At 66.3% G+C, this 25162-nt stretch carries 22 protein-coding genes, 1 tRNA gene and 1 pseudogene; 13 read left to right on the top strand and 11 right to left on the bottom strand.

The window, feature by feature from the left end; genetic code table 11:
* The first annotated feature begins 180 nt into the window (after window positions 1-180).
* Both NGM29_RS00355 and NGM29_RS00360 read left to right on the top strand, forming a co-directional pair.
* A complete protein-coding gene (locus NGM29_RS00355; RefSeq protein ID WP_254158296.1) occupies window positions 181-1413 on the top strand; it encodes a CBS domain-containing protein in 1233 nt (410 codons plus the stop codon).
* Between the two features lie 166 nt (window positions 1414-1579).
* Window positions 1580-2698: a YihY/virulence factor BrkB family protein gene (locus NGM29_RS00360; protein ID WP_254158297.1), complete on the top strand. Its 1119-nt coding sequence runs from the start codon at window positions 1580-1582 to the stop codon at window positions 2696-2698.
* Window positions 2699-2916: 218 nt separating this feature from the next.
* On the opposite strand, the gene NGM29_RS00365 is transcribed toward NGM29_RS00360, so the two are convergent.
* A complete protein-coding gene (locus NGM29_RS00365) occupies window positions 2917-4065 on the bottom strand; it encodes a CapA family protein (RefSeq protein ID WP_254158298.1) in 1149 nt (382 codons plus the stop codon).
* Between the two features lie 113 nt (window positions 4066-4178).
* On the opposite strand from NGM29_RS00365, the gene NGM29_RS00370 reads away from it, so the two are divergent.
* Window positions 4179-5528: a glycosyltransferase family 2 protein gene (locus tag NGM29_RS00370; RefSeq protein ID WP_254158299.1), complete on the top strand. Its 1350-nt coding sequence runs from the start codon at window positions 4179-4181 to the stop codon at window positions 5526-5528.
* Here NGM29_RS00370 and NGM29_RS00375 read toward each other — a convergent pair whose 3' ends face one another.
* Genes NGM29_RS00375 through hemC form a run of 3 tightly spaced genes read right to left on the bottom strand, consistent with a single transcriptional unit; the run spans window position 5529 to window position 8316 of the window.
* A complete protein-coding gene (locus NGM29_RS00375) occupies window positions 5529-6317 on the bottom strand; it encodes a uroporphyrinogen-III synthase (RefSeq protein WP_254158300.1) in 789 nt (262 codons plus the stop codon).
* Window positions 6318-6320: 3 nt separating this feature from the next.
* The gene (gene cobA, locus NGM29_RS00380; RefSeq protein ID WP_254158301.1) at window positions 6321-7124 is read right to left on the bottom strand and encodes a uroporphyrinogen-III C-methyltransferase; all 804 of its coding nucleotides are present in this window, start codon (window positions 7122-7124) and stop codon (window positions 6321-6323) included.
* On the bottom strand, window positions 7117-8316 hold the full coding sequence (gene hemC, locus NGM29_RS00385; protein ID WP_254160653.1) for a hydroxymethylbilane synthase: 1200 nt from the start codon (window positions 8314-8316) through the stop codon (window positions 7117-7119). Before hemC ends, cobA begins: the two co-directional genes overlap by 8 nt.
* A gap of 98 nt (window positions 8317-8414) precedes the next feature.
* Here hemC and NGM29_RS00390 point away from each other — a divergent pair.
* The 3 genes from NGM29_RS00390 (at window position 8415) to NGM29_RS00400 (ending at window position 10005) form a co-directional block, all read left to right on the top strand.
* Window positions 8415-8485, top strand: a tRNA-Gly gene (locus tag NGM29_RS00390).
* 366 nt (window positions 8486-8851) lie between these two features.
* Window positions 8852-9646, top strand: a complete 795-nt coding sequence (locus tag NGM29_RS00395; RefSeq protein WP_254158302.1) for an NAD+ synthase — start codon at window positions 8852-8854, stop codon at window positions 9644-9646.
* 212 nt (window positions 9647-9858) lie between these two features.
* Entirely contained in the window at window positions 9859-10005 is a 147-nt protein-coding gene (locus NGM29_RS00400; RefSeq protein WP_254158303.1) for a DUF1328 family protein, read from the top strand.
* Between the two features lie 189 nt (window positions 10006-10194).
* Here NGM29_RS00400 and NGM29_RS00405 read toward each other — a convergent pair whose 3' ends face one another.
* The gene (locus tag NGM29_RS00405) at window positions 10195-10320 is read right to left on the bottom strand and encodes a hypothetical protein (RefSeq protein WP_311136835.1); all 126 of its coding nucleotides are present in this window, start codon (window positions 10318-10320) and stop codon (window positions 10195-10197) included.
* Window positions 10321-10394: 74 nt separating this feature from the next.
* Between NGM29_RS00405 and NGM29_RS00410 the strand changes: the two are divergent.
* A pseudogene (locus tag NGM29_RS00410) lies at window positions 10395-10514 on the top strand (archaellin/type IV pilin N-terminal domain-containing protein); the annotation flags it as partial.
* A gap of 12 nt (window positions 10515-10526) precedes the next feature.
* Window positions 10527-11027, top strand: a complete 501-nt coding sequence (locus NGM29_RS00415) for a DUF7500 family protein (protein ID WP_254158304.1) — start codon at window positions 10527-10529, stop codon at window positions 11025-11027.
* 143 nt (window positions 11028-11170) lie between these two features.
* Here the strand turns inward: NGM29_RS00415 and NGM29_RS21105 are convergent, their stop codons facing one another.
* Window positions 11171-11296 carry a hypothetical protein gene (locus NGM29_RS21105; RefSeq protein WP_256498842.1) on the bottom strand — a complete coding sequence of 42 codons (126 nt, stop codon included), beginning with the start codon at window positions 11294-11296 and terminating at the stop codon, window positions 11171-11173.
* A 187-nt stretch (window positions 11297-11483) separates the two neighbouring features.
* Here NGM29_RS21105 and NGM29_RS00420 point away from each other — a divergent pair, with 187 nt between their 5' ends.
* The gene (locus tag NGM29_RS00420) at window positions 11484-12341 is read left to right on the top strand and encodes an SOS response-associated peptidase (protein ID WP_254158305.1); all 858 of its coding nucleotides are present in this window, start codon (window positions 11484-11486) and stop codon (window positions 12339-12341) included.
* A gap of 119 nt (window positions 12342-12460) precedes the next feature.
* On the opposite strand, the gene NGM29_RS00425 is transcribed toward NGM29_RS00420, so the two are convergent.
* A complete protein-coding gene (locus NGM29_RS00425) occupies window positions 12461-14086 on the bottom strand; it encodes an ABC transporter permease (protein ID WP_254158306.1) in 1626 nt (541 codons plus the stop codon).
* Window positions 14087-14189: 103 nt separating this feature from the next.
* Between NGM29_RS00425 and NGM29_RS00430 the strand changes: the two genes are divergently transcribed.
* The 4 genes from NGM29_RS00430 to NGM29_RS00445 all read left to right on the top strand — a co-directional run bounded on the left by NGM29_RS00430 (window position 14190) and on the right by NGM29_RS00445 (window position 19245).
* Window positions 14190-14726, top strand: coding sequence for a gluconate 2-dehydrogenase subunit 3 family protein (locus tag NGM29_RS00430; RefSeq protein WP_254158307.1), 537 nt, complete (start codon window positions 14190-14192; stop codon window positions 14724-14726).
* 25 nt (window positions 14727-14751) lie between these two features.
* Window positions 14752-16383: a GMC family oxidoreductase gene (locus NGM29_RS00435; RefSeq protein ID WP_254158308.1), complete on the top strand. Its 1632-nt coding sequence runs from the start codon at window positions 14752-14754 to the stop codon at window positions 16381-16383.
* 241 nt (window positions 16384-16624) lie between these two features.
* Window positions 16625-17305 carry a dolichyl-phosphate hexose transferase gene (locus tag NGM29_RS00440; RefSeq protein WP_254160654.1) on the top strand — a complete coding sequence of 227 codons (681 nt, stop codon included), beginning with the start codon at window positions 16625-16627 and terminating at the stop codon, window positions 17303-17305.
* 929 nt (window positions 17306-18234) lie between these two features.
* Window positions 18235-19245, top strand: coding sequence for an alkaline phosphatase family protein (locus NGM29_RS00445; RefSeq protein ID WP_254158309.1), 1011 nt, complete (start codon window positions 18235-18237; stop codon window positions 19243-19245).
* A 74-nt stretch (window positions 19246-19319) separates the two neighbouring features.
* Here the strand turns inward: NGM29_RS00445 and NGM29_RS00450 are convergent, their stop codons facing one another.
* The 4 genes from NGM29_RS00450 to NGM29_RS00465 are packed head-to-tail and all read right to left on the bottom strand — an operon-like array spanning window position 19320 to window position 25054.
* On the bottom strand, window positions 19320-21527 hold the full coding sequence (locus NGM29_RS00450; RefSeq protein WP_254158310.1) for an ArnT family glycosyltransferase: 2208 nt from the start codon (window positions 21525-21527) through the stop codon (window positions 19320-19322).
* A gap of 8 nt (window positions 21528-21535) precedes the next feature.
* Window positions 21536-22657 carry a substrate-binding domain-containing protein gene (locus NGM29_RS00455; protein ID WP_254158311.1) on the bottom strand — a complete coding sequence of 374 codons (1122 nt, stop codon included), beginning with the start codon at window positions 22655-22657 and terminating at the stop codon, window positions 21536-21538.
* 50 nt (window positions 22658-22707) lie between these two features.
* The gene (locus NGM29_RS00460) at window positions 22708-23892 is read right to left on the bottom strand and encodes an alpha-1 4-glucan-protein synthase (protein WP_254158312.1); all 1185 of its coding nucleotides are present in this window, start codon (window positions 23890-23892) and stop codon (window positions 22708-22710) included.
* 40 nt (window positions 23893-23932) lie between these two features.
* Window positions 23933-25054 (bottom strand): lysylphosphatidylglycerol synthase transmembrane domain-containing protein, encoded by a 1122-nt coding sequence (locus NGM29_RS00465; RefSeq protein ID WP_254158313.1) that lies wholly within the window; start codon window positions 25052-25054, stop codon window positions 23933-23935.
* Window positions 25055-25162: the final 108 nt, after the last annotated feature.

The raw sequence follows: 25162 nt of genomic DNA on the forward strand, positions 1-25162 counted from the left end.
TGCTCGAGGTATTCGAGGCGCTCGAGGCAGCCACGACGCGGGACTCGACAGGCGACATCGTCCGTTCCGAAAAATCGGGAATGATCCCTTCCAATGACGACCGTTGGAGACGTCGCATCCACTACCGACGGTAGCGGCCAGGTAGTACAGCAGACCGATCAACCGAGACGTTACACAACTATGGATATCGCCGACATCGTTTCAGAAGACTACGTCGAATTCACCCCGGAAACGCCCGTTTCGAAGCTCGTCGGCACGTTCGCCGATTCCAGCATCAAGGGCGTCGTGGTTCGCGACGAGGAATTCGAGGGCGTCGTCACCAGGAGACAACTCGCCACGTCCCACCGCCAGCCGAACGAGAAACTCGGGTCGCTGGTCTGGCACGTCCCGCGACTCGCACCCGAGGAGGACGTCCGCAAGGTGGCACAGCTCATGATCGACAGCGACTCGCAACTGCTCCCCGTGTTCGAGGGGCGGACGCTGGTCGGCGTCGTCACCGCCGACGAGATCATCGAAGCGGTCACGTCGTTTCTCGACGCGGCGACGGTCGCGGAGGCGTACTCCCCCGACCTCATCTCGCTCGATACAGCCTCGAGCCTCGGCGACGCGCTCCACGTCTTTCGCGAGAACCACATCACGCACCTCCCGGTCGTCGAGGACGGGACGGCAGTCGGGATCTGCAGCCTCTACGACGTGACCGAGCTCACGGTTCGGGCTGAGGTCCAGAGCAAGGGCGGCGACGCGGGCGGAACGGATCCCTTCGGCGGGGAGATTTCCGACAGCACCGGTCGCTCGCGCCGCGGCGGCTTCGGCGCCCGGGAAGGAGAACTCGCCAGGGTCCTGGACCTGCCGGTCCGCGACGTCATGACCTCGCCCGTGCGAACGATTCGAGCCGGTGAGACGCTCGAGACGGCCGTCGGCGAGATGTTCGCGATCGGCGGCTCCTCGCTGGTCGTCACCGGAGACGGGTCACCGGACGGGATCGTGACGAAGACCGACGTCCTCGAGTCGCTCACGTGGGAGGCTGGCGGTAACCGGGCCGTACAGGTCTACGGGACCGACCTGCTCGAGGACGTCAGCTACGACGAGATCGTGTCGATGGTCGAAAAGTTCGACGGCAGGGATCACGGGATGAACGTCCTCGACGCGAAGGTCCACATCCACGAACACGACGAGACGCGCCGCGGACGCCCGCTCCTACTCGCTCGCATCCGTCTGCACACGGATCGAGGACTGTACGTCGCCTCGGGAGAAGGGTACGGTGCGAAACACGCAATCAACGAGGCGCGAGACGTCCTGGAGCGCCAGATTCGCGACCGGAAGACCTACGGACGGACGAAAAAGCCGCCAGGCGAGGAGTTCTGGACGAAACGTTTCGGCTGGCTGCTCGAGTCGTCGGCGACGGTTCGGTGACCGTCGTCCGGCCCTCGACAGCTCTCCGCCCTCGACAGCGCTCTACGCCGTTCGAATCGTTCCTGACTGCCCGTAACCCTCACACCGGGACAGCCGTCGGCTCGAGCGCAGAACGCGTGCAAGCAAACCCGTTATCGACGGTGCCGTGGTGCGTCCGGCTATAGATATGGCTCTCGACGTTCACCGAAGGATATCGACGGGAAAGGACGTCGTCGCGGGCATCCAGCAGAAGAACGTGACGTTCATGGCGGCGAGCATCGCCTACCAGGCGTTCATTTCGCTGATCCCGCTGCTCGTTCTCGTGTTCTTCCTCGTCTCGATCGCCGGTGACGAACAGCTCGCCGAACAGGTCGCCGCGACGACCGAAGGCGTCCTCCCGGAGAGTGGCCAGATGTTGCTCGAGGAGGCGATCGCCGGCTCCGTAGAGAGCGCGGGCGCGTCGATCATCGGCCTCGTGACGCTGGTGTGGGGGTCGCTGAAGATCTTCCGCGGCCTCGACACCGCGTTCTCGGAGATCTACGAGTCGGCCGCGGAGAACAGTTTTTTCGAGCAACTTCGTGACGCGTTCGTCGTCTTCGCCGCGATCGGGCTCGCGCTGCTCGCCGCCGCGGTCGCAACGGCGGTCTTCGCGTACCTCCCCGACAGTCCGCTGCTCGGGATCGCGAACCCACTCATGCTCGTCGTCGGGTTCACGCTCGCCTTCCTCCCAATGTACTACTTCTTCCCCGACGTCGACGTCGGCGTCCGCGAGATTCTCCCGGGGGTCGTCGTCGCCGCCGTCGGCTGGGCGGCGCTCCAGGCGCTGTTCCAGGTGTACGTCGCCCTCTCGGGCAGCACCGACTCCGCTGGGGCGATCGGTGCCATCCTCCTGCTTTTGACCTGGCTGTACTTCGGTGGCCTGGTGTTGCTCGTCGGCGCGGTCGTCAACGCGACGACGGCGGGGCGGCTCACCCCCGAGGACGAAGACGACCTCGATCGAGCATCCTCCCGACAGGTCACCCGCGAGCGGGAATTCGAGCAACTCGAACAGCAACGAAACCGACTCGCGCGTGAGCGCGATCACCTTCGATCGACCCTGCGCGCCCAGCGGTCACGCCGGAGCGACCTCGAGACCCGCGTCGATCGGCTCGCGTCGGACGTCGACCGACTCGAACGTGAGAACGAGGAACTTCGGCGTGAACTCGAGCACCGGGAGGAGCCGCCCTGGCGACAGGTGCTGGTGGCGGCGCTGAGACGGGTCGAGACGCTGAAGGTGGGTACCGTCCGTCGATCACGCGACTCCTGAGTCTCCTTCTGGGGACGCTGCCGTTGGGATCGGTCTGATCGTGGAAGCGGTAGTCGTGGACGAGGGAATCGCGGCAGAAATAATGCAGTAGGGATACTGCAGTAGGGATGTTCGCGAATGGGGGACCGCGATCGGGTGATCTCGGACGGGAGATCACAGTCGGATGGTGATCGAACTCCGCATCGGCGACCGCGACCCCGGTACGCTCGAGGCCGTCACTACTGCTCGAGCGTGACCACCAGCGCGTCGTCGTCGCGCTCGAAGTCGGTGTCGAACGGGTCGGAACGTTCGCGCATGGTGTCTCGCGACCAGTCGGCCGCGTCGTCGCTCGCGTGGTGGACCCGACAGTCGTCGATCTCGATGGGAACCAGTCGGACCGCCTCGAGCGCGCCCGCCTCGAGGACGAGTTCGAAGCAGTAGCTGCGGTCGTTTCGCAGTTCCTCCTTGATCACGTAGTCGTCGACGAAGTCGCCCGTGTCGTGGAGGACGACGCCGCCGTTGTAGGTCTCGACGCCCTGGAAGACGTGGGCGCTGTGGCCGTGGACGACGTCGGCGCCCGAATCGATCAGGTAGCGAGCGAACTTCCGATACCTCGTTTCGGGGTACTCGACCCAGTTCGGCCCCCAGTGAACCGAGGCGACGACGAGGTCTGGGTCGGGATCGAACGCCCTCGCCTGCGAGAGCGCCTCCCGCAGCCGAATTCGGGTCCGGGCCTCCGTCGGATCGCACTCGAGGTAGGCCGTTCCCGGTCGATCGTCGGTGACACCGTAGGACTGGAAGTGGTCGGCGATGGAGACGACGGCGAGGTCAGCACCGTCGACCGAGACGCGCGTCGGCGCGTAGACGTCTTCGGGCGCCTCACCCGCGCCGGCGTGGGCGATCCCCTCCTCGTCCAGCGCCTCGAGCGTGTCGAGCAGCGCCGTCGGACCGTAATCGAGCAGGTGGTTGTTCGCGAGCGAGAGCGCGTCGAATCCGGCCCTCGAGAGCGCCGGCGCCGCCCACGAGGGGTCCGCCCGAAAGTAGAACTCCCGGTCGGGAAACCGCTCGCCGCGGGTCGAGAGACAGCACTCGAGGTTCCCGACCAGGCCGTCGAGCGACTCGAGGTACGGGAGGACGGGTTCCCAGGGGTCGGACGGGTCGCCGTCGGCGTGTTCGGCCTCGACGCCTCGTGCCAGCATGACGTCGCCGACGAAGCCGATCCGGGTTCGCTCCTGGCCCGCCTTCGTCTCGCCATGCGACCTGGCCTCGTTCGCCCGCCGCGCCCCATCCCCGTCCGAACGGTCGAGAACCGACGCACACCCCGAGAACACCACCGCACCGCCGCTCGCGAGAATCGCTCGCCGGCGCGTTGCCCGTCGCTCCGTCATGACTCGACCTACCGAGCAAACTGACAAAAACCTTCAGCCTCGAGCAGGGGTTGCGTGCAGTGTGAACGCTCGTTCATAATATTGAAGGCGGGTCGGTTGGAACGTTGCCCCGTATGGGTTCCCCGATTTCCCGAGTGATCGAACGGTTCGGGACGGGAGTCGGGACCGGATCGCTCGTCCTCGCCGGCCTCTACCAGGGGGCGGACATCCAGACGGTCACCGTCGAGTTACTGCTGGTGACCGTCCAGGTCGTCTACCTCGAGGCCTTGCCCGCCGTCGCCCTCTTCACGGCGTTTCTCCTCGTGACGGGCACGCTGCTAGTTCGTGAAGTATGGTCCTCGCGCGACGACGACCCGCGAATCACCGACGGGCCGCCACTCGAGGCCATCGTGCCCGTCTACGGCGACGCGGAGACGCTTCCGATCAGCGTCGAGAGTCTGGTCGAGAGCGAGTACGAGAACCTGACCGTGACGGTCGTCGTCGAGCCGAACGACGAGCCCACCAGGTCGGTGGCCCGCCGGCTGGCCGCCCGCCACGACCGCGTTCGGTGTCGCGTCAACGGCCGTCCAGGTTCGAAGGCCGGCGCGATCAACTGGGCGGTCGCCGAGAGCGACGCCGACCACTTCGCCGTCTTCGACGCCGACGAGTGGATCGACCCGGCGTTTCTTCCGCGGGCAATGGCCGAACTGGTGGGCGACGGTGGCGGTGACGGCGACAGCGATGCAGACGTCTTCCAGGGCCGTCGCGTCCCGCGAGCGACCGGTCCCGTCGAGACGCTGGCCTACTGCGAGCGCGTCCTCTTTCACTCGAGCTACAAGCTCGTCGAACTGTTCGGCTTCGCGAACTGCCGAAGTTCCTCGACCGTCTTCACTCGCGAGGCCCTCGAGCGCGTCGGCGGGTTCGACGACGTGCTCACCGAGGACCTGGCGTTCGCCCACGACTGCTACCGGGTGGGCTGTTCGGTCACCCAGGCGCGCCAGTGGACGAACACGATGGAGGCGCCCCACACCCTCGGGGACCTGTGGGGCCAACGGAAGCGCTGGCGCGTCGGCCAGGTCGAGGTGCTCCACCGGACGCTCCGCGAGGCTCTCGAGGAGGGGGTCGATCGGCGCGGCCTGGTCTCGATAGGTCGCCTGTCGTCCGCGCTGCTGGGCACCCTCGCCGTCCTCTTGCTGGCCGGCAAAATCGTCCTCTTGCTCGCGCTCAACACCGAGTCAGCCCTGCTCGTGCCCGTGGCCTGCCTCCTGGCACTGATCGGCGGCGTCGCACTCAGGGACGTCCAGGACGGACGCATCGACGGACTCCACTGGAGCGCCTGTTTCGTCGTCTTCGTCGTCCCCGCCTTCGGCGTCCTGACGCTCAAGGCCGTCCTCGAGTACGCGATCAGCTGGAACGGCGAGTGGTACCGGGTGACGAAAACGGGGACGGAGGCGGCTGCGGTCGGCCACGGCGGCGACGACTGATCACTCGTAATACGTCGGCGCCGCCAGCTCGACCGTCTCAGTCGCCAGCGCCTCGAACGTCGCCTCGCTCGCGACCAGGTCGACGTCGATTCCTGCCGCAGTTGCGGTCTCGCGGGTCGGCTCGCCGATGACGCCGACCGTGGCGTTCGAGAGTCCCTCGAGCGCCGCGTCCCGGACGCCCCGCTCAGCTGCGGCCTCGAGCCAGTTGGTGACCGTCAGCGAGGAGGTGAAACAGGCCACGTCGAGGTCCCCCGCGGCGGCGAGTTCCGCGGAGTCGCCGCTCTCGTGGGGCCGGACGAGTCGGTAGAGGACGGTCTCGTGGACGTAAGCCCCGGCGGCCTCGAGCCCCTCGAGCAGGACCGAACTCCCGTGGTCGCTCCGGGCGACCTCGACGCGAGCGCCGTCGACGCGGTCCTCGAGGGCGGCCACGAGGCCGCTCGAGGTGTACTCCGCGGGGACAATTTCGGGGTCGTACCCCTGTTCGCGGAGGGCGTCGGCGGTCTTCGGACCGACCGCGCAGAGGGTAGCCTCGCCGGGGTTCCAGCGACCCGTCCGCCCGCCCACGTCCACGCTGGCGTCAGCGTCGGGGTAGGCACCAGCGACGAGTTCGGCTCCTGTCTTGCTCGTCAGGATCGCGTAATCCGCATCTTCGCGTGGACTCGTGCCGGTAGGCTCGACGGCCAGCATCGGATCGGGAACGGGCGTCGCACCGAGGGACTCGAGCAACTCGACGGCGTCTTCGAGGCGATCATCGTCGGGGCGGAAGACGGCGACGGTGAGGTCGCGCACGGTTCAGGTCCCCCCGTTCTCGATCCGATCGCCGCCTCGCTCGTTCGCCAGGAACTCGAGCACCCGTTTGCGCGTTCCCGCCACGTCGCCGATAACCGTCACGGCGGGCGGTTCGATGCCGGCCTCGTCGCGAACGTCGACGATGGTCTCGAGGGTTCCCGTCGCGACCCGCTGACCGGGCCAGGTGCCGCGCTCGACGAGGGCGACGGGCGTCTCGGGAGCCAGCCCGGCCTCGATCAGGGCCGCGGTGTAGTCGGAGAGGCGACCGACGCCCATCAGGACGACGATGGTCCCGCCCGTGGCGGCCAGGGCCTCCCAGTCGACGGCCGACTCGGGCTTCGTGGGGTCCTCGTGGCCGGTGACGAACGACACCGAGGAGGCGTGGTCGCGGTGGGTGACCGGGATGCCGGCCACGGCGGGGGCGGCGACCGCCGACGTGACCGCGGGGACGACCTCGAACGGAATTCCGTGCTCGGCGAGGTACTCGGCTTCTTCGCCACCTCGCCCGAAGACGAACGGGTCGCCACCCTTGAGGCGGGCGACGTCCGTGCCCTCACGGGCCAGCGCGACCAGCCGTTCGTTGATCTCCGCCTGGGACGTGCGTTCGCCGCCGGCGCGCTTGCCGACGTCCTCGGCGTCGTCGGGAAGCGACTCGAGGATCTCGGGGCCCGGCAACTTGTCGTGGAGGACGACGTCGCAGGTCTCGAGCAGCCGTTTCGCTTTCACGGTGAGCAGGTCGGGGTCGCCCGGTCCGCTGCCGATGAGGTAGACGGTGCCGACGTCGGCTTCGGCCTCGACCTCAGTCATCGCGGCCCTCTTCGGTCTGGACGTCCGCTGCGCCCACTTCGGCCTCTTCGTCTTCCGTCTCTCGAGCAGCCTCGATCAACTCGGCAGCGCCCCGTTCGGCCAGGTCGCGGGCGAACTGTCGGGCGGCCGCCGCGTGGCGTTCGACCGGCAGGTCGCGGCTGCCGGTCACCGACTTCTGGCCGTCCTCGTCAAACACCTGCACGTTCGCGTGGACGTACTCCCCCTGGAGGACGGCGTAGATGCCCACCGGGGCGATGCAGCCGCCGCCGAGTTCCGCGAGGATCGACCGCTCGACGGTCGTCTCGACGCGGGTCCGGGGATGGGCGAGAACCTCGTTGAGTTCGCGGGCGGTCTCGCCGTCGACGGCCGTCACCGCGAGCGCACCCTGACCGGGTGCGGGGACGAACGTCTGGGGGGAGAGTCGCTGGTACTCGACGTACTCGTTCAGTCCGCTGCGCTCGAGGCCGGCCTCGGCGAGGACGAGCGCGTCGTACGCGACGTCGACGTCGCGCTCGAGGGCGCGTTGCTCGAGGTCGCTCAGGGTCGCGTGCCAGTCGTCGACGGTGGTGATTTCGTCGGCCTCGTCACCGTTCTCGTCGTCAGCGTCACCATCGTCGTACGACGGCTTGTACCCTCCGCCGTCGCTACCCGCGTTCCCCTTCCGTTCGCTGTCCGCCTCGCGTCGCTCCTCGCGCTCGGCCTGGAGCGCGGGCGCCAGCACCTTCTCGAGGCGGGTGTCGACGTTGCCGCGGATCGGCTCGACCTCGAGATCCGGGCGCTCAGCCAGCAACTGGGCCCGTCGTCGGAGACTCGAGGTGCCGACGACTGCCCCCTCCGGGAGGTCCTCGAGGCTCGTTCCGTCGGGGGTCACCAGCACGTCGCCAGGTCGGGCGCGTTCCGGCACCGCTGCGGTGACGAGGTCGCCGGGCTGTTCGGTCGGCATGTCCTTCATCGAGTGGACCGCGCCGTCGGCGCTCCCTTCCAGGACGTGCTCGTCGAGTTCGCGGACGAATGCGCCGGTTTTCCCCAGTCGGTGGATCAACTCGTCTCGTAGCTGGTCGCCCGTGGTTTCGACGGTCTCGAACGCGACGTCGTAGCGGCGGTTCTCGAGGGCCTCGCCTACGAGGTCCGCCTGACGCCGGGCGAGGGTGGAGCCTCGCGTCGCCAGTGTGACCGTCCCCTTGGTTCGCATATCCATGAGTCCGAGCCTCGAGTATGAAAAGCGCACGCTCTCGAGTCGGTGACGCAGAAAGGAATGCACTTAAACGAGGAGGTGGTAGGAGTGGGCGAGCGCGGTTGGTCCAGTGGTAGGACATTAGCTTCCCAAGCTAATAGCCCGGGTTCAATTCCCGGACCGCGCATTGCTTTCGCGAGCAAGTTCGCGAGCGACAGCTATCGCACGACGAAATTGAACTACGCGAGACCGAACGGAGTGAGGTCTCGTCCTCGAGTTCAATTCCCGGACCGCGCGTTCTGGTACCCGGTACCCCCGTATCTCTCGAGACCACGCACGCAGTCCCAACCGCTCGAGTTCCGTGAATCGGAACCCCACATTGCACGTTGTATAGCAGATGCAATGGTAAAAGTATAGACTCGGGATCGCCGAACGAGCCCGGGAACGAACAGACGATGAACGCAGCGCTCACGACCCCCTCTAAACCGGACGCTCGTCCACTTTTCCCGCTCGAGGCGAGCCTATTAGTCGCTCTCGAGCAAACACACGCGCGATGATCGATCTTCGATTCTCGGAGGCGGAACTCGAGGCGCGACGCGACCACGTGGTGCAGTTCGTGCGCGACCAGGTCGAGGCTGCGGGCGTCGACGGCGTCGTCCTCGGACTCTCTGGCGGGATCGACAGTACGACCGTCGCCTACCTCGCCGTCGAGGCCCTCGGCGCCGAACGCGTTCACGGCCTCGTCCTCCCTGCTCGCGTCAGCAGCGATGACAACATGAGCGACGCCGAGCGGGTAGCGCGGGACCTCGAGATGAGTTACGACGTGATCGAGGTCGAACCCGTCGTCGAGGCGCTGCTCGCGGCCTACCCCGAGGCCGAGGGCGACCACCTGGCAGTCGGCAACGCCCGCGCTCGCGTCCGGGCGGTGTTCAACTATCTGGTGGCGAACCACGACGGACGACTGGTGCTGGGGACCGGCAACCGCAGCGAGGCCGCCGTGGGCTACTTCACGAAGTACGGCGACGGCGCGGTCGACTGTCACCCGATCGGGAACCTGTACAAACAGCAGGTTCGCCAGCTCGCCCGTGCCCTAGGCGCTCCGGAGGAGCTGGTGACGAAGACGCCGACGGCCGAGCTCTGGGCCGACCAGACCGACGAGGACGAACTCGGTATCGACTACGACACCCTCGACGCGATCCTCGTGAGCCACGTCGACGGGCCGCTCTCGGTCGCGGCGACGGCTCGGCGGCTCGAGGTCGACCCCAAAACGGTCGAGATGGTCCGCGGGTTGTACGAGGCCAGCGCGCACAAGCGCCGAGCCCCACCCGCGCCGGAACCGCTCGAGTGATCGGCGTTCGCTGGCCACGCCAGGTGCCGTTTTCTAACTCGAGCCGCGGGCGGTCCGCTACACGAGATGCGAGCAATCTGCGACTCGACAACGAGAACAGTTCTCGTCATCGGTCGTGACGGTCACTGGACACGTACTATCTCCCCCCTAGTGAGTTGGTGGCACCTGCAGGCCGCATTGGTTTGCAGAAATCCGTGATTCCCATAGATGGTATGCTCGAACTGGCACTGCTGTTCTTCGTGATAGCACTGATCGCCGCCGCCCTCGGGGCAGGTGGTGTAGCAGGCCTGAGCATGACCATCGCCAAGTGGCTGGTCCTGATCTTCCTGGTACTGGCCGTGGCGTCGCTGATACTGTAGCCCGGGGGCGATCCCGGGCAGGGGTCGGCCGCCAGCGGGGTGGTCGGCCCTCTTCGGCGCAGCACGCACCAATCGCCAGCGACCGCTGTTCTCCGTCGAGATAGAGGGCCCGGGAGCATCGGCTCTCTTGATGATACCGGGCGCGGGTACCGACCTGTAGTCGCCAACCCGAGAGCGAAATCGAGCCCTTCAGACGGCGACGACCACGTTGACGACGTAGGTCGTGATCGCGGCGACGATGGCACCCAGCCAGGACATGAACACGAAGTGGACGAGCCCGCTGAGGATGTGCCCCCGGTCGATGAGTCGAATCATGATGGCGGAGAGCGCGGCGTTGATGAAGATCGTCGTGATCAGCAGCTACTGACACTGCGAGTGAACTCACCGGGAAAGGACTCGAGGGCGGTGACAGCGCGACGATCAAACTGGTCGATCAGTCCGGTGTGCAGTTCACCTACGGGATCAGCGTCCCATCGACCTTCGGGGACAAGGAAGTCGTCCAGGTCTAAATTCACGCACATATGACCTCTAACCCGACACACGACGACGCAATCCTCACCCCCGACGACCTCGAGGTCACGCCCGACAACGAGACCGTCAAGCAGTTGGGTGAGAATCGGTACGTCGTGCGGTCGGAGTCAAATTTGAGTTCCGACCTCGAGTCCCCCTCGTTACCGTCACCGGACGGCGAACGCGGCCTCGAGACCGAGACGGCTGGTGAACGCACACGCCAGCGTGCCGGTATAGGTCTCGAGTCCGATGGAGGGCTCGAGTTCGGAACCGGTTCCAACGGTTCGGACGCAAACGAGCCCGACGAGTGGCTCGCGACCGCGTCCGAACCCCACGGGGTCGAGATCACCTTGAAGACCGACGGCGAAATCGCACACCACCGCGCGACGTCTCACGACGTTCGCGAGGTGTTCGCCGACCTCCTGACCTGGTACGCCGGGCAGCTCGACGACGGCATATCGCCGGCTGACGCATTGCAGGTGCTGCTGGCGACCACGGATCTCGAGGCCTAGGCAGGCCGCCGGTTTTCTCTCACGCTGTTACTCCCTCGAGCGACGGCTCTCCGCGAGATGGGTCGGACTCGAGTCGCCCGGTATGGACTCGAGTCGAACCCACGTCCGGGAACCGAACGACGATCTCGAGGAGGCGCCGGCGATCACCGCTCGCACTCGACCGGCGAGTCTGTCGTGATCCAGCGCTCGGGCTGGTCGTACTCGCGAATCTCGAACCATCCGTCGTCGGTGAACGACGCTTCGTAGGCGTCCGTGTGCTCGGCGGACATACTCGTGTCGAAGAGACCGAGGGTCATGAGTACGAACGTGTTAATCCGGCCCATCCCATTGCAGCCAGTTCTTAATCAGTCCTTAGCAGCCGCATACCACGGGGAACGATCGGGATTTCGTTCAAAACTATAGTTGACCGTCCTGAGGGGCGATACCGGTTTGTTCCTGGCACCCCTCCAGGGACGTATGTGTGGCCGCTACACCCTCTTTCTCGAGCAGGGCGACCTCGAGGACCGGTTCGACGCCAGGTTCCCGTCCGACGAAACGTTTGCACCGCGGTACAACGCCGCGCCGGGACAGCGCCTGCCGGTGGTCACGAACGACGAACCCGCCACGTTCCAGCACCTCGAGTGGGGGCTACGTCCGGGCTGGCGCGAGGACGTGCAGGTCTCGGGCGGCTCGAGCGGTTCGAGCAGATCGAACGGGCTAATCAATGCCAGGGCGGAAACGGTGGCCGAGAAACCGAGTTTTCACCCAGCGTACGAGATGCAAAGTGGCTCAGTCGACCGTTCAGGCGACGTGAATGAACCGTCTAAACGGAATGAATCGAACGCAGGAAATCGGGAACCCGTCTCTCGAGGTCGGTGTCTGGTCCCCGCCGACGGCTTCTACGAGTGGACCGAAACTGGAAACGGGGGCAAGCAACCCTACCGGGTCGCGCTCGCGGACGACCGCCCGTTCGCGATGGCCGGCCTGTGGGAGCGCTGGGAGCCCGACCCGGAGACCACCCAGACAGGACTCGAGGCCTACGGCGGTGGCTCGAGCGAGAGTGAGAACGAAAGTGCCGCCACACGCGAGTCGGGACCCGTCGAGACGTTCACCGTGCTCACGACTCGTCCAAACGACCTCGTCGCCGACCTGCACGGCCGCATGGCGGTGATCCTCGAGCCGGATCGCGAACGCGAGTGGCTAACTGCCGACGACCCGCGGGAGTTGCTCGAGCCTTACCCCGCCGAGGAGATGCGGACCTATCCAGTGTCGACGGCGGTCAATAGTCCGACGGTGGACGAACCGTCGCTGGTGGAGCCGCTCGAGGGCGTCTGATTCGATTTACCGGCTAAACCTGGGTCGTCGGCTTGATCCGGCTCACCAGCTGGAGCCGGTCGCCAGCTAGATCCAGTTCACCAGGCCCGAACGACTACCCGATACTCGTGCCCAGCGGCTCAGAGCCCCTCGCGACCCCCCTGCGTGAGGAGCACGACCATCGAGAGGCCCGAGACGACGATCAGCATGAGCGCGGGGATGGCGGCGTACTGGAAGTAGGCGGCCTCCTGGGCCCGCCAGATCACGGTCACGAGGGTGTCGAAGCCGGTCGGACGCAAGAAGAGGGTCGCGGGCAGTTCCTTCATCGTCGTCAGGAAGACGAGCGCGGCCCCCGCGGTGATCCCCGGGGCGATGAGCGGGAGCGTCACCCGGCGGAACGACTTCAGGGGCGTGTCGCCGAGCGTCCGAGCGGCCTCGACGAGGGTCGGATCGACCTGCAGGGTCGTCGACCGAATCGAGCCGACCGCCTGCGGGAGAAACCGGATCACGTAGGCGAAGATCAGGAGTGGGAGCGTCTGGTACAGTGCCGGGGCGTACGGCAGGTCGAGCGCCTCGTAGTCCGTCCCAACGGATACGAGCGCGAGGCCGAGGACGACGCCGGGAACGGCGAAACCGACGTACGTCGCCCGCTCGAGCACCGAGACGAACGTGGCGTTGGACCTGGCCGCCAGGTAGGCGACCGGGATCGCGGCCGCGACGGCGACGAGCGCGGCGGCCCCCGAGACGAGAAGCGAGTTGTACGCGTACTCGAACTCGAAGGCCAGTTCGGGACGAGCGTAGGGGTCGGCGGTCACGAGCCACAGCCCCAGGATCCACAGCGGAACGAGCAGGGAGAGGGCCGTGACGCCGACGGGCAGGAGCGTCGCCGGCCAGCGCCAGCGGCCGAGTTCGACGACGGTCCTGGACCCGCCGTCGCCGCCGTCGCCGCGGACGGTGCGGTTCGAGCGGACCTTCCATTCGAGGGCGAGGACGACGAGGACGATGGCGAGCAACTGGAGCGAGAGGAAGGCCGCGTACTCCCGGTTCCACTGCTGGAATTCGACGTAAATCTGTCTCGTAAAGACGGGCAGTTGCATGATCGCGGGCGTCCCGAAATCCGAGACGGCGTACAGCGCGGCGAGCAGTGCGCCCGCGATTACGGCGGGTCGGATCTGGGGGAGCGTCACCCGGCGGAAGGCGCCCCAGGTATCGTGGTTGAGCGTCCGGGCGGCGTCCAGCAGTCGCGTGTCGAACGAGAGCAACGCCGCGCGGGTGGTGAGGTAGACGTAGGGGTACGTGTAGAGCGTGATGACGAGGATCGATCCCCAGAGGCCGTAGATTTCGGGTAATCGATCGATTCCGAGGGGCTCGAGGATCGATTGGAACTCGCCGCGGGGGCCGAAGGCGGACACGAACGCGAAGGCGCCGATGTAGCTGGGGACGACCAGCGGCAGGGCGACGGCGACGGCCCAGAAGCGCCGAAGCGGGAGGTCGGTCTGGACGGTGAGCCACGCCAGCGGGACGCCGACGAGAACCGAGCAGACGGTGACGCCGACCATCAACAGGAGGCTGTTGCCGACGATTTCGACCGTCTTGGGTCGCACGAGTAGACTCCAGGCGCGACCGCCGTCGATCCTGGTGGCTTCGACCAGGAGCCACGAGAGCGGAAAGAGCAGGGTCGCCGCGATGGCCGCGACGAGGGCCGTCAACCCCAGCGGGAGCTCGTCGTTGGCTGTGATTCGGCGGACGAACGACGGTCGTGACATCTGCAGGTACGCGACTCTCGAGTCCCGGCGTATTTGCCGGTGTCGTTTGACGGCCACTCCGGTTTCAACGAGTATAAGTTTTAGGTGTGCCTAACTCGCGGTGATGGACCTGACGCGACGGGACGCCGTGGCTGCCCTCGCGGCGCTCGGCGTCGGCGGGGGAGCCGCCGCGACCCTCCGGTACGGCCGCTCGAGGGCGGCGAAGGACACGACGTCCGTCGACGAAGAGCGCATCCGAGCGACGCTGATCGCCGCCGCCGAGGTCGTCTACCCCTCGGGAATCGACGGCGTCGAGCCGTTCGTCGAGACCTTCCTGGAGGGGCGACTGGCCGACCCCGACCACGCGGCGGCGATGGACGAAACCGTCGCGAAACTCGAGGAGTTGTCCGAGTCGTGGCACGACGCTCGATTCGTCGCACTGTCGGTCGCGGACCGGGACCGGTTCCTCCGCGAACTCGGGGCGGACGCCGCCTCGGAAGCGCCGGAGGGCACGACCGCCGAGCGAGTTCGGTACTACGTCGTCAACGAGCTCCTGCTCGCGCTGTACACGTCGCCGACCGGCGGCGAACTGGCCGGTCTCGAGAACCCGCAGGGCCACCCGGGCGGAATCGACACCTATCAGCGGGGGCCCGACTCGTGAGTTTCTCCAAACGGAGGTCCGAGCCGTGAGCTGGAGCCGACCACCCGCGGAGGCGACGAACGAGTCGGTCGAATCCGAGGATCGAACCCCGGTAGCGGGGGCGAACGTGTGCGTGATCGGATCCGGGCCCGCCGGCAGTATCGTCGCGACGCGACTCGCGGAGGCGGGTCACGAGGTGGTGATCCTCGAGGCTGGGCCTCGATTCGATCCGGCCGATCGGTTAGCCAGGCAGGAACGTGCGATCCGGCCCGCCTACGACCGGCCTGACGTCTGGGACGGCGACCCCGAACGCGACGCCCACGCTGCTTCCGGAGAGTGGTTCTATCCCCTGAATCACGCCCGCGTCAGGGGCGTCGGCGGTTCGACGCTCCACTGGCAGGGGATGGTCATGCGCCTCCACGAGGACGACTTCAATTCGGCGAGCGTCCGCGGGGTCGGCGTCGACTGGCCGATCGACTACGCCAACTTCCGGCCGTACTACGCCGACGCCGAGCGAGAAATTGGGGTCTCGGGCGCCGACAATCCCTTCGGGCCGCCCCGGGAGGAACCCCACCCGATGCCGGCGTTTCCGCCCTCCTACAGCGATAGCCTGTTCGCCCAGGCCTGCGACGCTCTCGAGATCGCGATGCACCCGGTCCCGAACGCCCGGAACTCCGAAGCCTACGACGGTCGCGGCGGCTGCGTCGGCTACGGCACCTGCCAGCCCGTCTGCCCCTCCGGCGCGAAGTACGACGCCACCGTCCACGTCGAGAGCGCAGAGGCCGCTGGGGCGACGGTGCTCGACCGGGTTCCGGTCACGCGCCTCGAGCACGGCCCCGACGCGGTCAGGGCGGCGATCTACGCGACCCCGGACGGCGACACGTACCGCCAGGCGGCCGACGCCTTCGTCGTCGCCTGCGGAGGCGTCGAGACGCCACGATTGTTGCTGGTGTCGGAATCCGACCACTACCCTGACGGCCTCGCGAACTCGAGCGGCCTCGTCGGGCGATACTTCATGGATCACCTCTTCGCCGGGATGGGCGGCGTCCTCGAGGAGCCGACCCGACAGAACCACGTCGGCTTCCTCACCAGCGAGTGCCACCAGTTCTACGACGAGGCCGACGAGGAGATTGCGCCGTTCAAACTCGAGTTCTTCAACTACGCCGGTCCCTCCCCAGTGGAACTGGCGCTCACCGGCGACGACTGGGGCGACGCCCTCCTCGAGCACCTCCGGGCAGAGTACGGCGCCCACGTTGGCGTCGGCGCGCTCGTCGAACAACTCCCCCGCGAGGACAGTTACGTCGGTCTCGACCCCGAGCGAACGGACGCCAACGGCGTGCCGATCCCGGACGTCCACTGGAACGTCGGCGAGCGAGCGCTGCGAACCATCGAGCGGGTCAACGAGATCCAGCGATCGATCCTCGAGGAACTGGGCGCCGAGATCACCTGGCAGGTCGGACCGGAGAACACCGGACCTGCCTACCACCACATGGGGACGACCCGAATGGGTGATGATCCATCCGCAAGCGTCGTCGATTCCGACCTCCGAACGCACGACCTGGACAATTGCTGGCTCGTCTCGAGTTCAGTCTTTCCCACCGGCGGTGCGATGAATCCGACGTTGACTATCGCCGCGCTAGCTCTGCGTGCGGCCGAAGCGATCGAGGACGCCCTCTAGTGCTCGGTCGGCGGTGTTTTAGGCAAACCTAAAACTTAAGTGCTGGTCGGAGAAAGTACCGGTAATGAGCGTAGAAACGCCTGCAGACGGCGACGAACTCGAGGCCGACGCCGAGACCTCGAATCGACGCGCGAAATCGGTCGGTCCTGGCGCCGTTACGGACTCCAGCAACGGCCCGACGCGAGAGGCCACCGACGGGAGCAGCGCCGACGAGTACACCTTCGACGACCTCGCGGTCGTGATGGGTACGTACAACGAGGAGGCGGCCATCGGAACCGTCCTCGCTGACATCGAGCACGTGACCGACGGTCGCGCCGAGGTCGTCTGCGTCGACGGTTCGTCGGATCGAACGCCTGACATCGCGCGCGAACACGGCGCGACGGTGATCGAACAGGAGCCTCAGGGTTACGGCGTCGCCGTCCACGCCGCCATCACGGCGCCCGAGCGCCCGGTGATCGTCACCACCGACTGCGACGACACCTACCCGATGGATCAGTTACCGGAGTTCCTCGAGTTGATCAACCGCGGTCACGACGTTGTCAGCGGTGACCGCCTCTACCACGGCGCCGAGGCGATGCCGGCGCTCAACCGACTCGGCAATCACGCCTTCGCGGCCCTCGCCAGCGTCCTGATGGGTACGCGCGTCCACGACACCACCACCGGCATGCGTGCCTACCGTCGCGAGGTCATCGAGGACGTCGAGTGGTCCGAGAACACCGGCCTCTCGGCCGAACTCCTGATCCGTCCGCTGATGCGCGGCTACGACGTAGTCGAACACCCCATCGCCTACGCCGAGCGCGCGGGCGAGACCAAACTGGATCCCATCCAGGGCGGCTACGAGATCGCGCGATCCATCGGCAAGGTCGCCTTCGAGGAGCGCATGCGAGAGTTGCCACACGAGCCGCGACAGCACGATCGATAGACGGGCATCGACTACATCGGAGTACTACATTTCGACACTATTCGTCGTCGCTCTTCAGAAACAGCGTGCTGGTGAGCGCTGCCACTGGAACGGTCGCGGGCGAAGGTATTGATACGGCGACTACGTCTATGCTCCAACCCCGTGTGTTTCGTTCGGAGGAGAGCGCCGCGAGGGGCCTAGCGATCAACTGCGAGCGGGTTTCGATAATCCGGCCCCTCGAGAGACGGTCTCGTTCTGTCATTTTCAACCAGCGAAACAGTGCAGAGTACCGTATCGCCACCGTTGACCGCACGGGAGCATCCCAGCGAAACGCGATTCAACACAGTACCGACCACTGAACGCCGAGGAGAGCGGAAACTCGTCCGCTGGGTCTCTCGTTCGATTCGAATCGTCTGCTGACGTATGTTTATTCGACTCGAATTCAAGATACGGACGATTTCGTTTCTCTCAATAGTTGCCACCGTGCAATTCTCGCCTGCTGAAAGACTTCGCTTGGTCGATGCGGCTAGTAGAGACTATGCTCAGCAGGGAATAGTCGCCAAATTCCCAGACGTTTATAAGGGTGTCCGCAGTCTTGCGTTTAGAGTATTGGTAAATAAAGGGGTATACTTCAGGGTAACGTATGGTATGGAGTTCCCTCTACAACCGATAATTCCGTACGCCATGACGAGACACCCATGGATCGATCATCGAAACCGGTCGGGGCACCTCGAGAATCGACACCGACATCACATGGCGATGATACGACGCTTTTCTACCAGCGCACACCGCCGTACAGGGACACGGGTCACGCGTTCAAACGTCCGAAGCCAGCAAGCACACAGGGGGCCGAACCAGGATGAACGAGACCAATTGGTCGCACACCAGGAATACGCCGGAAAGACGATCGGCGACGATCACTGGGCGGGCAACGGAGACGGGCGCACCGCATGAGGGAACTTAGCGTCCACTCCTGGATCGACCGAGCGAAGCGAAACTGGAAGTCGGACAAGAAGCGAGCGGTCCTGGAGGCGGCTTACTGTCTGTATCTTGGGCCATGGTTCACGGCGACGTCTCGACGTCCCATAGGGACGAACGTGTACGACCTCGAGTGGGACGCACTCATCATTCTGGATGCGTGCAGAGTAGATGCACTTCGGTACCTCGCTCCCGAATACGACTTTCTGGACGCGAGGAGCATCGAGTCGATACTGTCCGTGGGAAGTGGTTCCCGGGAGTGGCTGGTCAAGACGTTCAACGAAGACCGTCTCGAGGACGTCCAGGAAACCGCACTCGTGACGGCCAATGGCTTCGACCGGGATGTCTTCATGAACGGCCGATACCTCCCGGGGATTGCCGTCCCGTTCTGCTGGCCGGGTGCAGAGCCGGTCACGGAACACGACTTCCTCCGATACGATCCGGTGTGGCGCGACTGTCGAGACGAACGGCTGGATACGGTTCCCCCAGAAGCGACGACGAACCGAGCCATCCTGGCCGGACGAGAAGCCGATGCCGACCGACTCGTCGTCCACTACGCGCAGCCACACACGCCCTACATTGCCGATGCAGTAATGGACGGTGGGAGAGAGTTGACAGACATCGAGCAGAGTGCGTGGGGAGCGCTCAAGCAAGGTTCAGTGCCGAACGAAGTGGTGTGGCGAATGTATCTCAACAACCTTCGCCACGCGCTCGATTCGGTCGGAGTGCTCCTCGAGAACCTCGATGCGGAGACAGTCGTACTATCGGCCGATCACGGCGAGGCATTCGGCGAGTGGGGAATCCAGGGGCACCCAACCGGCCTTCCGCACCCACACGTGAAACGAGTTCCGTGGGCGACGACGACTGCGACCGACTACGAATCAGTCGCGACTGACGATATTGCGAGTCCAGCGGCGAATCCCACGGAAGACGATGGGACCGTCGAGGAACATCTGGAGGCGCTCGGGTACGGGAAGTTTTAACACATCACCGTTGTCCGTTATCGTCCCAGTGACAGCGCTCTCACCAGCACGCTGCTTGTGAAGAACGTTCGTCGTTAATCCGCAGTCACTTCGAGTTCCGCCTCGAGGCGTTCCCACTCGGGCAGGTCAGCGTCCTCGAGCAACGTCCCCTCCCGACCGCAGTCGGTGACGAGCCGACAGCCTCGCGTTTCGGGCGGCCAGACGACCTCGAGCGCGCCGTCTTCGACCCGAACCGTGGTCTCCTGGCGGTAGGTGTACGTACCGCCGTCGGGCTGGACGAGCGTGACCGAGAGGACGACCCGGTCGCTGGCCGCGAGTTCGATCCCCTCTTCGGTCGGCGTGCGAGTCGCCGCCGACGGCGCCGACAGGGTAGCAGTACCGGCGTCGTCGCTCGCGGCCGCCAACGTCCAGGCGACGCTGATCTCGTCGGTCGGGTCCTCCAGGTGGTACTCGACGGAGCCGTTCGCCCCCTCGAGGGTGACGACGGCGCGGCTGACCCGGTCAGGGACGCCGACTGTCGTCTCGCCGTCCATCGTCGAACCCCGGCGGACCTCGAGTGGCTGGAAAACGGCCTCGATCTGGTCGGGGCTCGCACCCCACGCGCCGCGGTAGGTGTACCGGTAGGGATGGCGGTCGGGATAGGCGTCCAAAGCGGTGAACTCTCTCTCGGGGTCGCCCTCCAGGACGTAGACGACGTCGCCCTCGAGGTCGGGGTCGTTCCTGAGCGCCTGGAAGGGATGGTTGGTCCACTGGCCGTAGGGCGCGGGCTGGAAGACGAGGGCGTTCTCGAGGTCGCGATCGTCGAACGGTTCGTAGGCCGCCTCGGCACTCCGGGTGTAGTCGGCGTTGCGATCGATCGGTCCCGAGACGAGCGCGACGGTGGTCGTCGCGAGGACGAGCGTCGCCACCAGGGCGAGGGAAATGAGGACCCTGCGAGACGAAACCGGCGCGTCGATTCGCTCGAGGAGTTCGGGGACGCGATGCCGAGCGAGACGCCACCCGGACACCATCGCGATGGCGGCGAAGATGGCGAACGGAGCGAGCAGGTCGAAGTGATAGAAGGGGCCGAACCGACTGACGAGGCCGTTCGTCGGGTCGTCCATCGTCGCCAAGATGTTAAAATTGCCCCAGAAGGCGACGTTGCCCAGGACGACGGTGACGACGACGCCCGCGAGAAGTGCGGCGGGCAGCGGAGAGACGGCGACCAGGCAACCCTGGGATCGCGATCCGGTCCGGCGCCCCTCAAGCCACTGCCGACCCGCCAGTGCGAGTCCCGCGACCGCCGCCAGGGTGCCAATCGGCCCGGCGACGACCCAACGGGTGGCGGAGTACCACAGGACGTAGCCGTTGGCCTCGAGCGCCAGCGCGGGCGTGTACTCGAGGCCGTGGCCCACGATCTCACGATAGCCGAACCCGGGTCCGTCTAGCGGCGCGAACGCCTGGAACGGAAACTCGAGGGGCGAACCGGTCAGTCGAGCGTTGTACGCGAGCGCGAGGGCGACGAACGCGAGGCCGATCGTCCCTGTGAGCAGATTTCGGCGGACGGGGTCGGCCAGCGGGCGGCCCCGTCGGAGAGTGGTTACCGTCTGCCAGCCGGCGTGGACGACGAACGGCAGGGCGAACAGGACGGCGGTGTACGGCCGGGCGAAGAACGCGATGCCGACGGCGACCCCGGCGACGGCGGCCATCCTCGAGTCGCTGGAGCGGACGCCCCGGAGGTAGCAGACGGCGAAGAGGAGATTCCACAGCGTCGTCGGGGCGTAAGGGAGGAAGACGGACGAAGAGAGGAGCGCCATCGGTGAGGCCGCGAAGAGGACGGACGAGACGAGGCCGACTCGTCGGTCGGCGACCGTCGAGCCGAGGACGTAGATCAGGTAGGCGTTGAGCGCCGCCACGATCGCCAGCGTGACCCGGGGCTCGCCGAACAGGGCCATCGAAACGGCGAACATTCCGGCGGGGACGGGCGCGTACTTCGGATACAGCCGGCCATCCTCGAGGACGAAGAACCACGGTCTGACGGCCTCGGCGAGGGCGCCCGCGTGAATCTGGAACTGGCCCTCGAGCAACATCGCGGCCTGCAGCAGGTAGACCGCCTCGTCGTCGTTGCTCGAGTGGTACGGGAACAACTCGCTCGCGAGGGTGAAGACGACGAGGCCGGCGAGGACGCTCACGAGGAGCGCGTAGCGGCGCTCGCGCGGGCGGGTGGCGGCCCGGAGAACGGAACGAACGGAGCGACGCGAGGGGAGGTGGCTTCGGAATCGGTGCCGGCGGGGATCGACCATCGCCCTCGTCAGGTGTTGATGCCGACCTCGCGCATGAGGTCGATCGTCGGCTCGAGGTCCGAGAGCTGCGAGAGGTCGACGTTCGGCACGTCGAGTTCGTCGATGGGCGGCAGGTCGCCGACCGGTTCGACGTCCGGGATCAACGGGTACTCGTAGGTCTCCGTGGCGAAGTACTCCTGGGCCTGCGCCGAGAGCAGGTGACGGACGAAGTTCTGGGCGAGGTCGGCGTCGTCGGCCGCGTCTGTGACGGCCGCACCGGCGACGTCGAAGACGGCGCCCGCGTCACCCTCGGTGAACGACGTGGCGATTGGGGCGTCCGGCGAGCCGTCCAGCACGCGCTGGATGTAGTAGTGGTTCGTGAACCCGGCGTCGATTTCGCCGTCGGCGACGGCCTGGCAGACCGCGAACTCGTCGCTGTACTCCGCGATTCCCGAATCGACGATGCCCTCGAGCCACTCGCGGGTCGTCTCCTCGCCCTCGAGCAGTCGCATGGCGGTCACGAAGCCCTGGCAGGAGCCGTAAGAGGGAGCCCAGCCCAGGTCGCCGTCGAAGTCGGTCGCGTAAGCCTGGATGCTGTCGAGCATGTCCTCGTTCGAGAGCGAGTCGGTGTTGAAGGGGACGGTCCGGGCCCGGCCCGAGGTGCCGACCCACTGGTCGGTTCGAAACTCTTCGTCAACCATTGAGGTGGCCTCCTCGGACAGCGCCTGCGTTCGTCCCTCCTCGGCGAGCGCACCGAGGGCCGCCGCGTCGACGGTGTAGAACACGTCGGCGGGGGTTCCCGAGCCTTCTTCGGCGATTTGGTTGACCAGTTCCGAGGAGTTGCCGTACCGCGGATCGACCGTGAAGTCCTCGTAGTAGTCCTCGAGGTCGCCGAGCAGCGTGCCGACGAGGAACTCGCCGCGCCCGGAGTAGACGGTCAGTTCGCCCTCGAGGTCCGGAAGGTCCTCGACGCGAGTCCCGCCCGGTTCGGGGCGTCCGGCTCGCCCGGAGCCGATCTGTCCAAACGTGTTCGGTGCGTCGTCGTCATCGCTTCCGATCAGGCCGAGACAGCCAGCGACGCTCACGGTACCGAGCGCGGCCGAACCAGCCAGAAAGGTGCGCCGAGAAGGTGAATCTGATCGTCGGGGCATGTTTTTAGGTTCACCTAAATATATTTATAAGCGTCGATGTTTGTCGGACGTCAGTGGCGGACGGCTTCGACACGGGTCGCCGCAGTCGATCCCTCGAGACGCTCGAGGCACGCGAGCCACTCGAGCATGTACTCGCCCACGTGATTGAAGAACGCGCCGTTGGTATACTCGTCCCAGTCGCCCTCGGCGAGCGCCCGGCCCATCGCCTCGAACACACCGGCGTAGCTCTCGCGGTCGCCGCCGACGTCGTCGACGATCGCCCAGAGGTGTTCGTTGAGCTCGAGGCCCGGCACTTCGTTGTTCAGATCGTCGAACGTGCTTCGCGGCGCCTTGTTGTGTTCACACAGCGGGTTCCCGTTGTAGATCTGTGTTTCGAGGACGTCGCAGGCGCGCTTGAGGAAGACGCCGCTCCAGATGTCGTCGAAGCGCCCGACGTTCCACTCGTTGTCGTCCATCGGCAACTGGTAGAACGCGGGGACGACCTCCCGGCGGAACGCGAGGTTCATCGAACAGACCGTCAGGTACTGCCCCGGTTCGGCGACGAAGTCTCCCGCGAAGTCCTCGCGCGTCGTCCGCGTCTGTGCCTGTCCCTCGAGGTCGCCGTCCATCAGGATCCGGACGGCGTCGAGGTCGGGGACGTTGGTCCACAGCCCCTGGGAGGCGACCACGTCGCCGGTCTCGAGGGTCGCCGTCCCAGTCTCGACGGTCTCGTCCATCGCGGCGTAGGGGTACCCCCGTGGGTAGAGGCCGTGCTCCTCAGCGTTCTGGTAGAGGACGTTGACCCACTGCTCGTCGGAGCGAACGGTCTCGATCTCGCCCTCGAAGGCGAGGTTCGCCAGATGGGTGCCGAAGAAGTCCACGTCCGGGTGCGGGATCGTGTCGTCGTCGATGAAGACGCCGTACTCGAAGCGGTCGTGGGCCCATAGGTAGAGCAGTCCGAAACTCGTCTCGGCGTGGCTGGCCGCCGGCACGAGGTGGCCGTACTCGGCGATTCCGTTCGCTTCGTACCACTCGTCGCGACGGGTGCCGTCGAATACCTCGCCCGAGACGCCCCCCTCCTCGAGCATCGCCGTCATGGAGTCGGTGTCACAGAAGTCCTCGGTAACGAGCACGACGTGCAGGCGCTCGAGGTCGAAGTCGTGATCGCGCGCGTTTTGGAGGTAGGAACGCACGCACTCGTACTCGCGGATCGTCGGGACGACGACGCAGATGTCCTGGATCGCGTGCTGACTCATTGAGCGTTCGTTTTTTAGGCTAGCCTAAAACAGTACCGGTTCACTCCGGGCGCTCGTCGGCGAGTCCCGAAACCGTCAGCCCGAGGGCCCCGGCGCTCAGACCGCCACCGACGAGGGTGAGGCCGTTTTTCAGCGCGTGGTCGACGAGTGCCGCAGCCAGCGCCGTACTGGCACCGATTGGGGTGATCGACACGACGAGGGCCGTGAATGCGGCCTCGTACAGCCCGACGCCACCCTGTGAGAGCGGTAACACCTTCGCCAGGTTGCCGACGCTCACTGCGAGCGTCCCGACGGCCAGCAAGGGGAGCACGTCGAGACCGGTTCCGAACGCCGCGAGCACGAGTACGGCGGTCACCACGTCGAGCGACCAGATCGCCAGGCTCGTCGTCGCGACGGCCGCGAGGGAGCGGGGCCGTCGGGTGATCGCCTGGAGGTGGCCGACGAACCGGAATCCGGCCTCGAGTCGATCCCCCCAGGTGTGCGAACGCAGTCGTGCGCCGAGACCGGCGGGGGAGCCGTAGCGAGTGGAGGCCGCCAGCACGACCCCGACGCCGACGGTGGCGGTGCTGACGGCGCACGCGGCCAGCACGGCACGTCGAGCGCCGCCGGTGGTGAACACCTCGAGCGGGGACGCGGTCCCGCTGAGCGCGAGCCAGGCGGTCGCCCCGAGTGCAAGGGCGGTGATCGTCGCCAGATCGAAGAGGCGTTCGACGACCAGCGACGCGCCGCCGGTGGGGTAGGGAACGCCCCACCGGTTCTTGATAATGTATGCACGTGCGCCATCGCCAGCCCGCGCAGGGAGCACGAGATTCGCCAGTTGACTCACGAAGATTGCGGCGGTCAGCGGCGCGGTTCCAACGCGGTAGTACATCGTTCCCAGCACGTCGCCGTAGCGTCGCCCGCGAAGCGGCCACGAGAGGAGGTAGACCGCGACGGCCCCCGCCAGCAGTTGGCGATCGGCGCGGGCGACCTCCGCGAGGACCGTCTCGAGTTCGATCGATCGAAACGCGACGAGTAGGCCGAGAACGATGCCGATCGCGACGACGAACGGTCCGAATCGCCGGAGGCCGGCCTCGAGCGAGCGCCCCCGTCTCCCGTCGGCCGACGCCGTCCGGCGAGAGCGTGTCGTCGAATCGTCCTCGAGTCGGTCCCGCCCGTTCATACGAACTCGTGCAGGACCCAGATATTTAAGCTCACCTAAAACTTGCCGAGGCGCTATCGATATTCGTTCTTGCGGGTGTTTAGCCTGCAGAGGGGTACTCGGGTTCGA

Origin of the sequence: Natronosalvus rutilus, assembly GCF_024204665.1 — an archaeon.
In the GTDB taxonomy this organism is placed as follows: domain Archaea; phylum Halobacteriota; class Halobacteria; order Halobacteriales; family Natrialbaceae; genus Natronosalvus; species Natronosalvus rutilus.

Coding starts and splice junctions, on each gene's coding strand:
- NGM29_RS00355 (WP_254158296.1), top strand. CDS start 181: ATGGATATCGCCGACATCGTTTCAGAAGACTACGTCGAATTCACCCCG.
- NGM29_RS00360 (WP_254158297.1), top strand. CDS start 1,580: ATGGCTCTCGACGTTCACCGAAGGATATCGACGGGAAAGGACGTCGTC.
- NGM29_RS00365 (WP_254158298.1), bottom strand. CDS start 4,065: ATGACGGAGCGACGGGCAACGCGCCGGCGAGCGATTCTCGCGAGCGGC.
- NGM29_RS00370 (WP_254158299.1), top strand. CDS start 4,179: ATGGGTTCCCCGATTTCCCGAGTGATCGAACGGTTCGGGACGGGAGTC.
- cobA (WP_254158301.1), bottom strand. CDS start 7,124: ATGACTGAGGTCGAGGCCGAAGCCGACGTCGGCACCGTCTACCTCATC.
- hemC (WP_254160653.1), bottom strand. CDS start 8,316: ATGCGAACCAAGGGGACGGTCACACTGGCGACGCGAGGCTCCACCCTC.
- NGM29_RS00395 (WP_254158302.1), top strand. CDS start 8,852: ATGATCGATCTTCGATTCTCGGAGGCGGAACTCGAGGCGCGACGCGAC.
- NGM29_RS00400 (WP_254158303.1), top strand. CDS start 9,859: ATGCTCGAACTGGCACTGCTGTTCTTCGTGATAGCACTGATCGCCGCC.
- NGM29_RS00405 (WP_311136835.1), bottom strand. CDS start 10,320: ATGATTCGACTCATCGACCGGGGGCACATCCTCAGCGGGCTCGTCCAC.
- NGM29_RS00415 (WP_254158304.1), top strand. CDS start 10,527: ATGACCTCTAACCCGACACACGACGACGCAATCCTCACCCCCGACGAC.
- NGM29_RS21105 (WP_256498842.1), bottom strand. CDS start 11,296: ATGTCCGCCGAGCACACGGACGCCTACGAAGCGTCGTTCACCGACGAC.
- NGM29_RS00420 (WP_254158305.1), top strand. CDS start 11,484: ATGTGTGGCCGCTACACCCTCTTTCTCGAGCAGGGCGACCTCGAGGAC.
- NGM29_RS00425 (WP_254158306.1), bottom strand. CDS start 14,086: ATGTCACGACCGTCGTTCGTCCGCCGAATCACAGCCAACGACGAGCTC.
- NGM29_RS00430 (WP_254158307.1), top strand. CDS start 14,190: ATGGACCTGACGCGACGGGACGCCGTGGCTGCCCTCGCGGCGCTCGGC.
- NGM29_RS00440 (WP_254160654.1), top strand. CDS start 16,625: ATGGGTACGTACAACGAGGAGGCGGCCATCGGAACCGTCCTCGCTGAC.
- NGM29_RS00445 (WP_254158309.1), top strand. CDS start 18,235: ATGAGGGAACTTAGCGTCCACTCCTGGATCGACCGAGCGAAGCGAAAC.
- NGM29_RS00450 (WP_254158310.1), bottom strand. CDS start 21,527: ATGGTCGATCCCCGCCGGCACCGATTCCGAAGCCACCTCCCCTCGCGT.
- NGM29_RS00455 (WP_254158311.1), bottom strand. CDS start 22,657: ATGCCCCGACGATCAGATTCACCTTCTCGGCGCACCTTTCTGGCTGGT.
- NGM29_RS00460 (WP_254158312.1), bottom strand. CDS start 23,892: ATGAGTCAGCACGCGATCCAGGACATCTGCGTCGTCGTCCCGACGATC.
- NGM29_RS00465 (WP_254158313.1), bottom strand. CDS start 25,054: ATGAACGGGCGGGACCGACTCGAGGACGATTCGACGACACGCTCTCGC.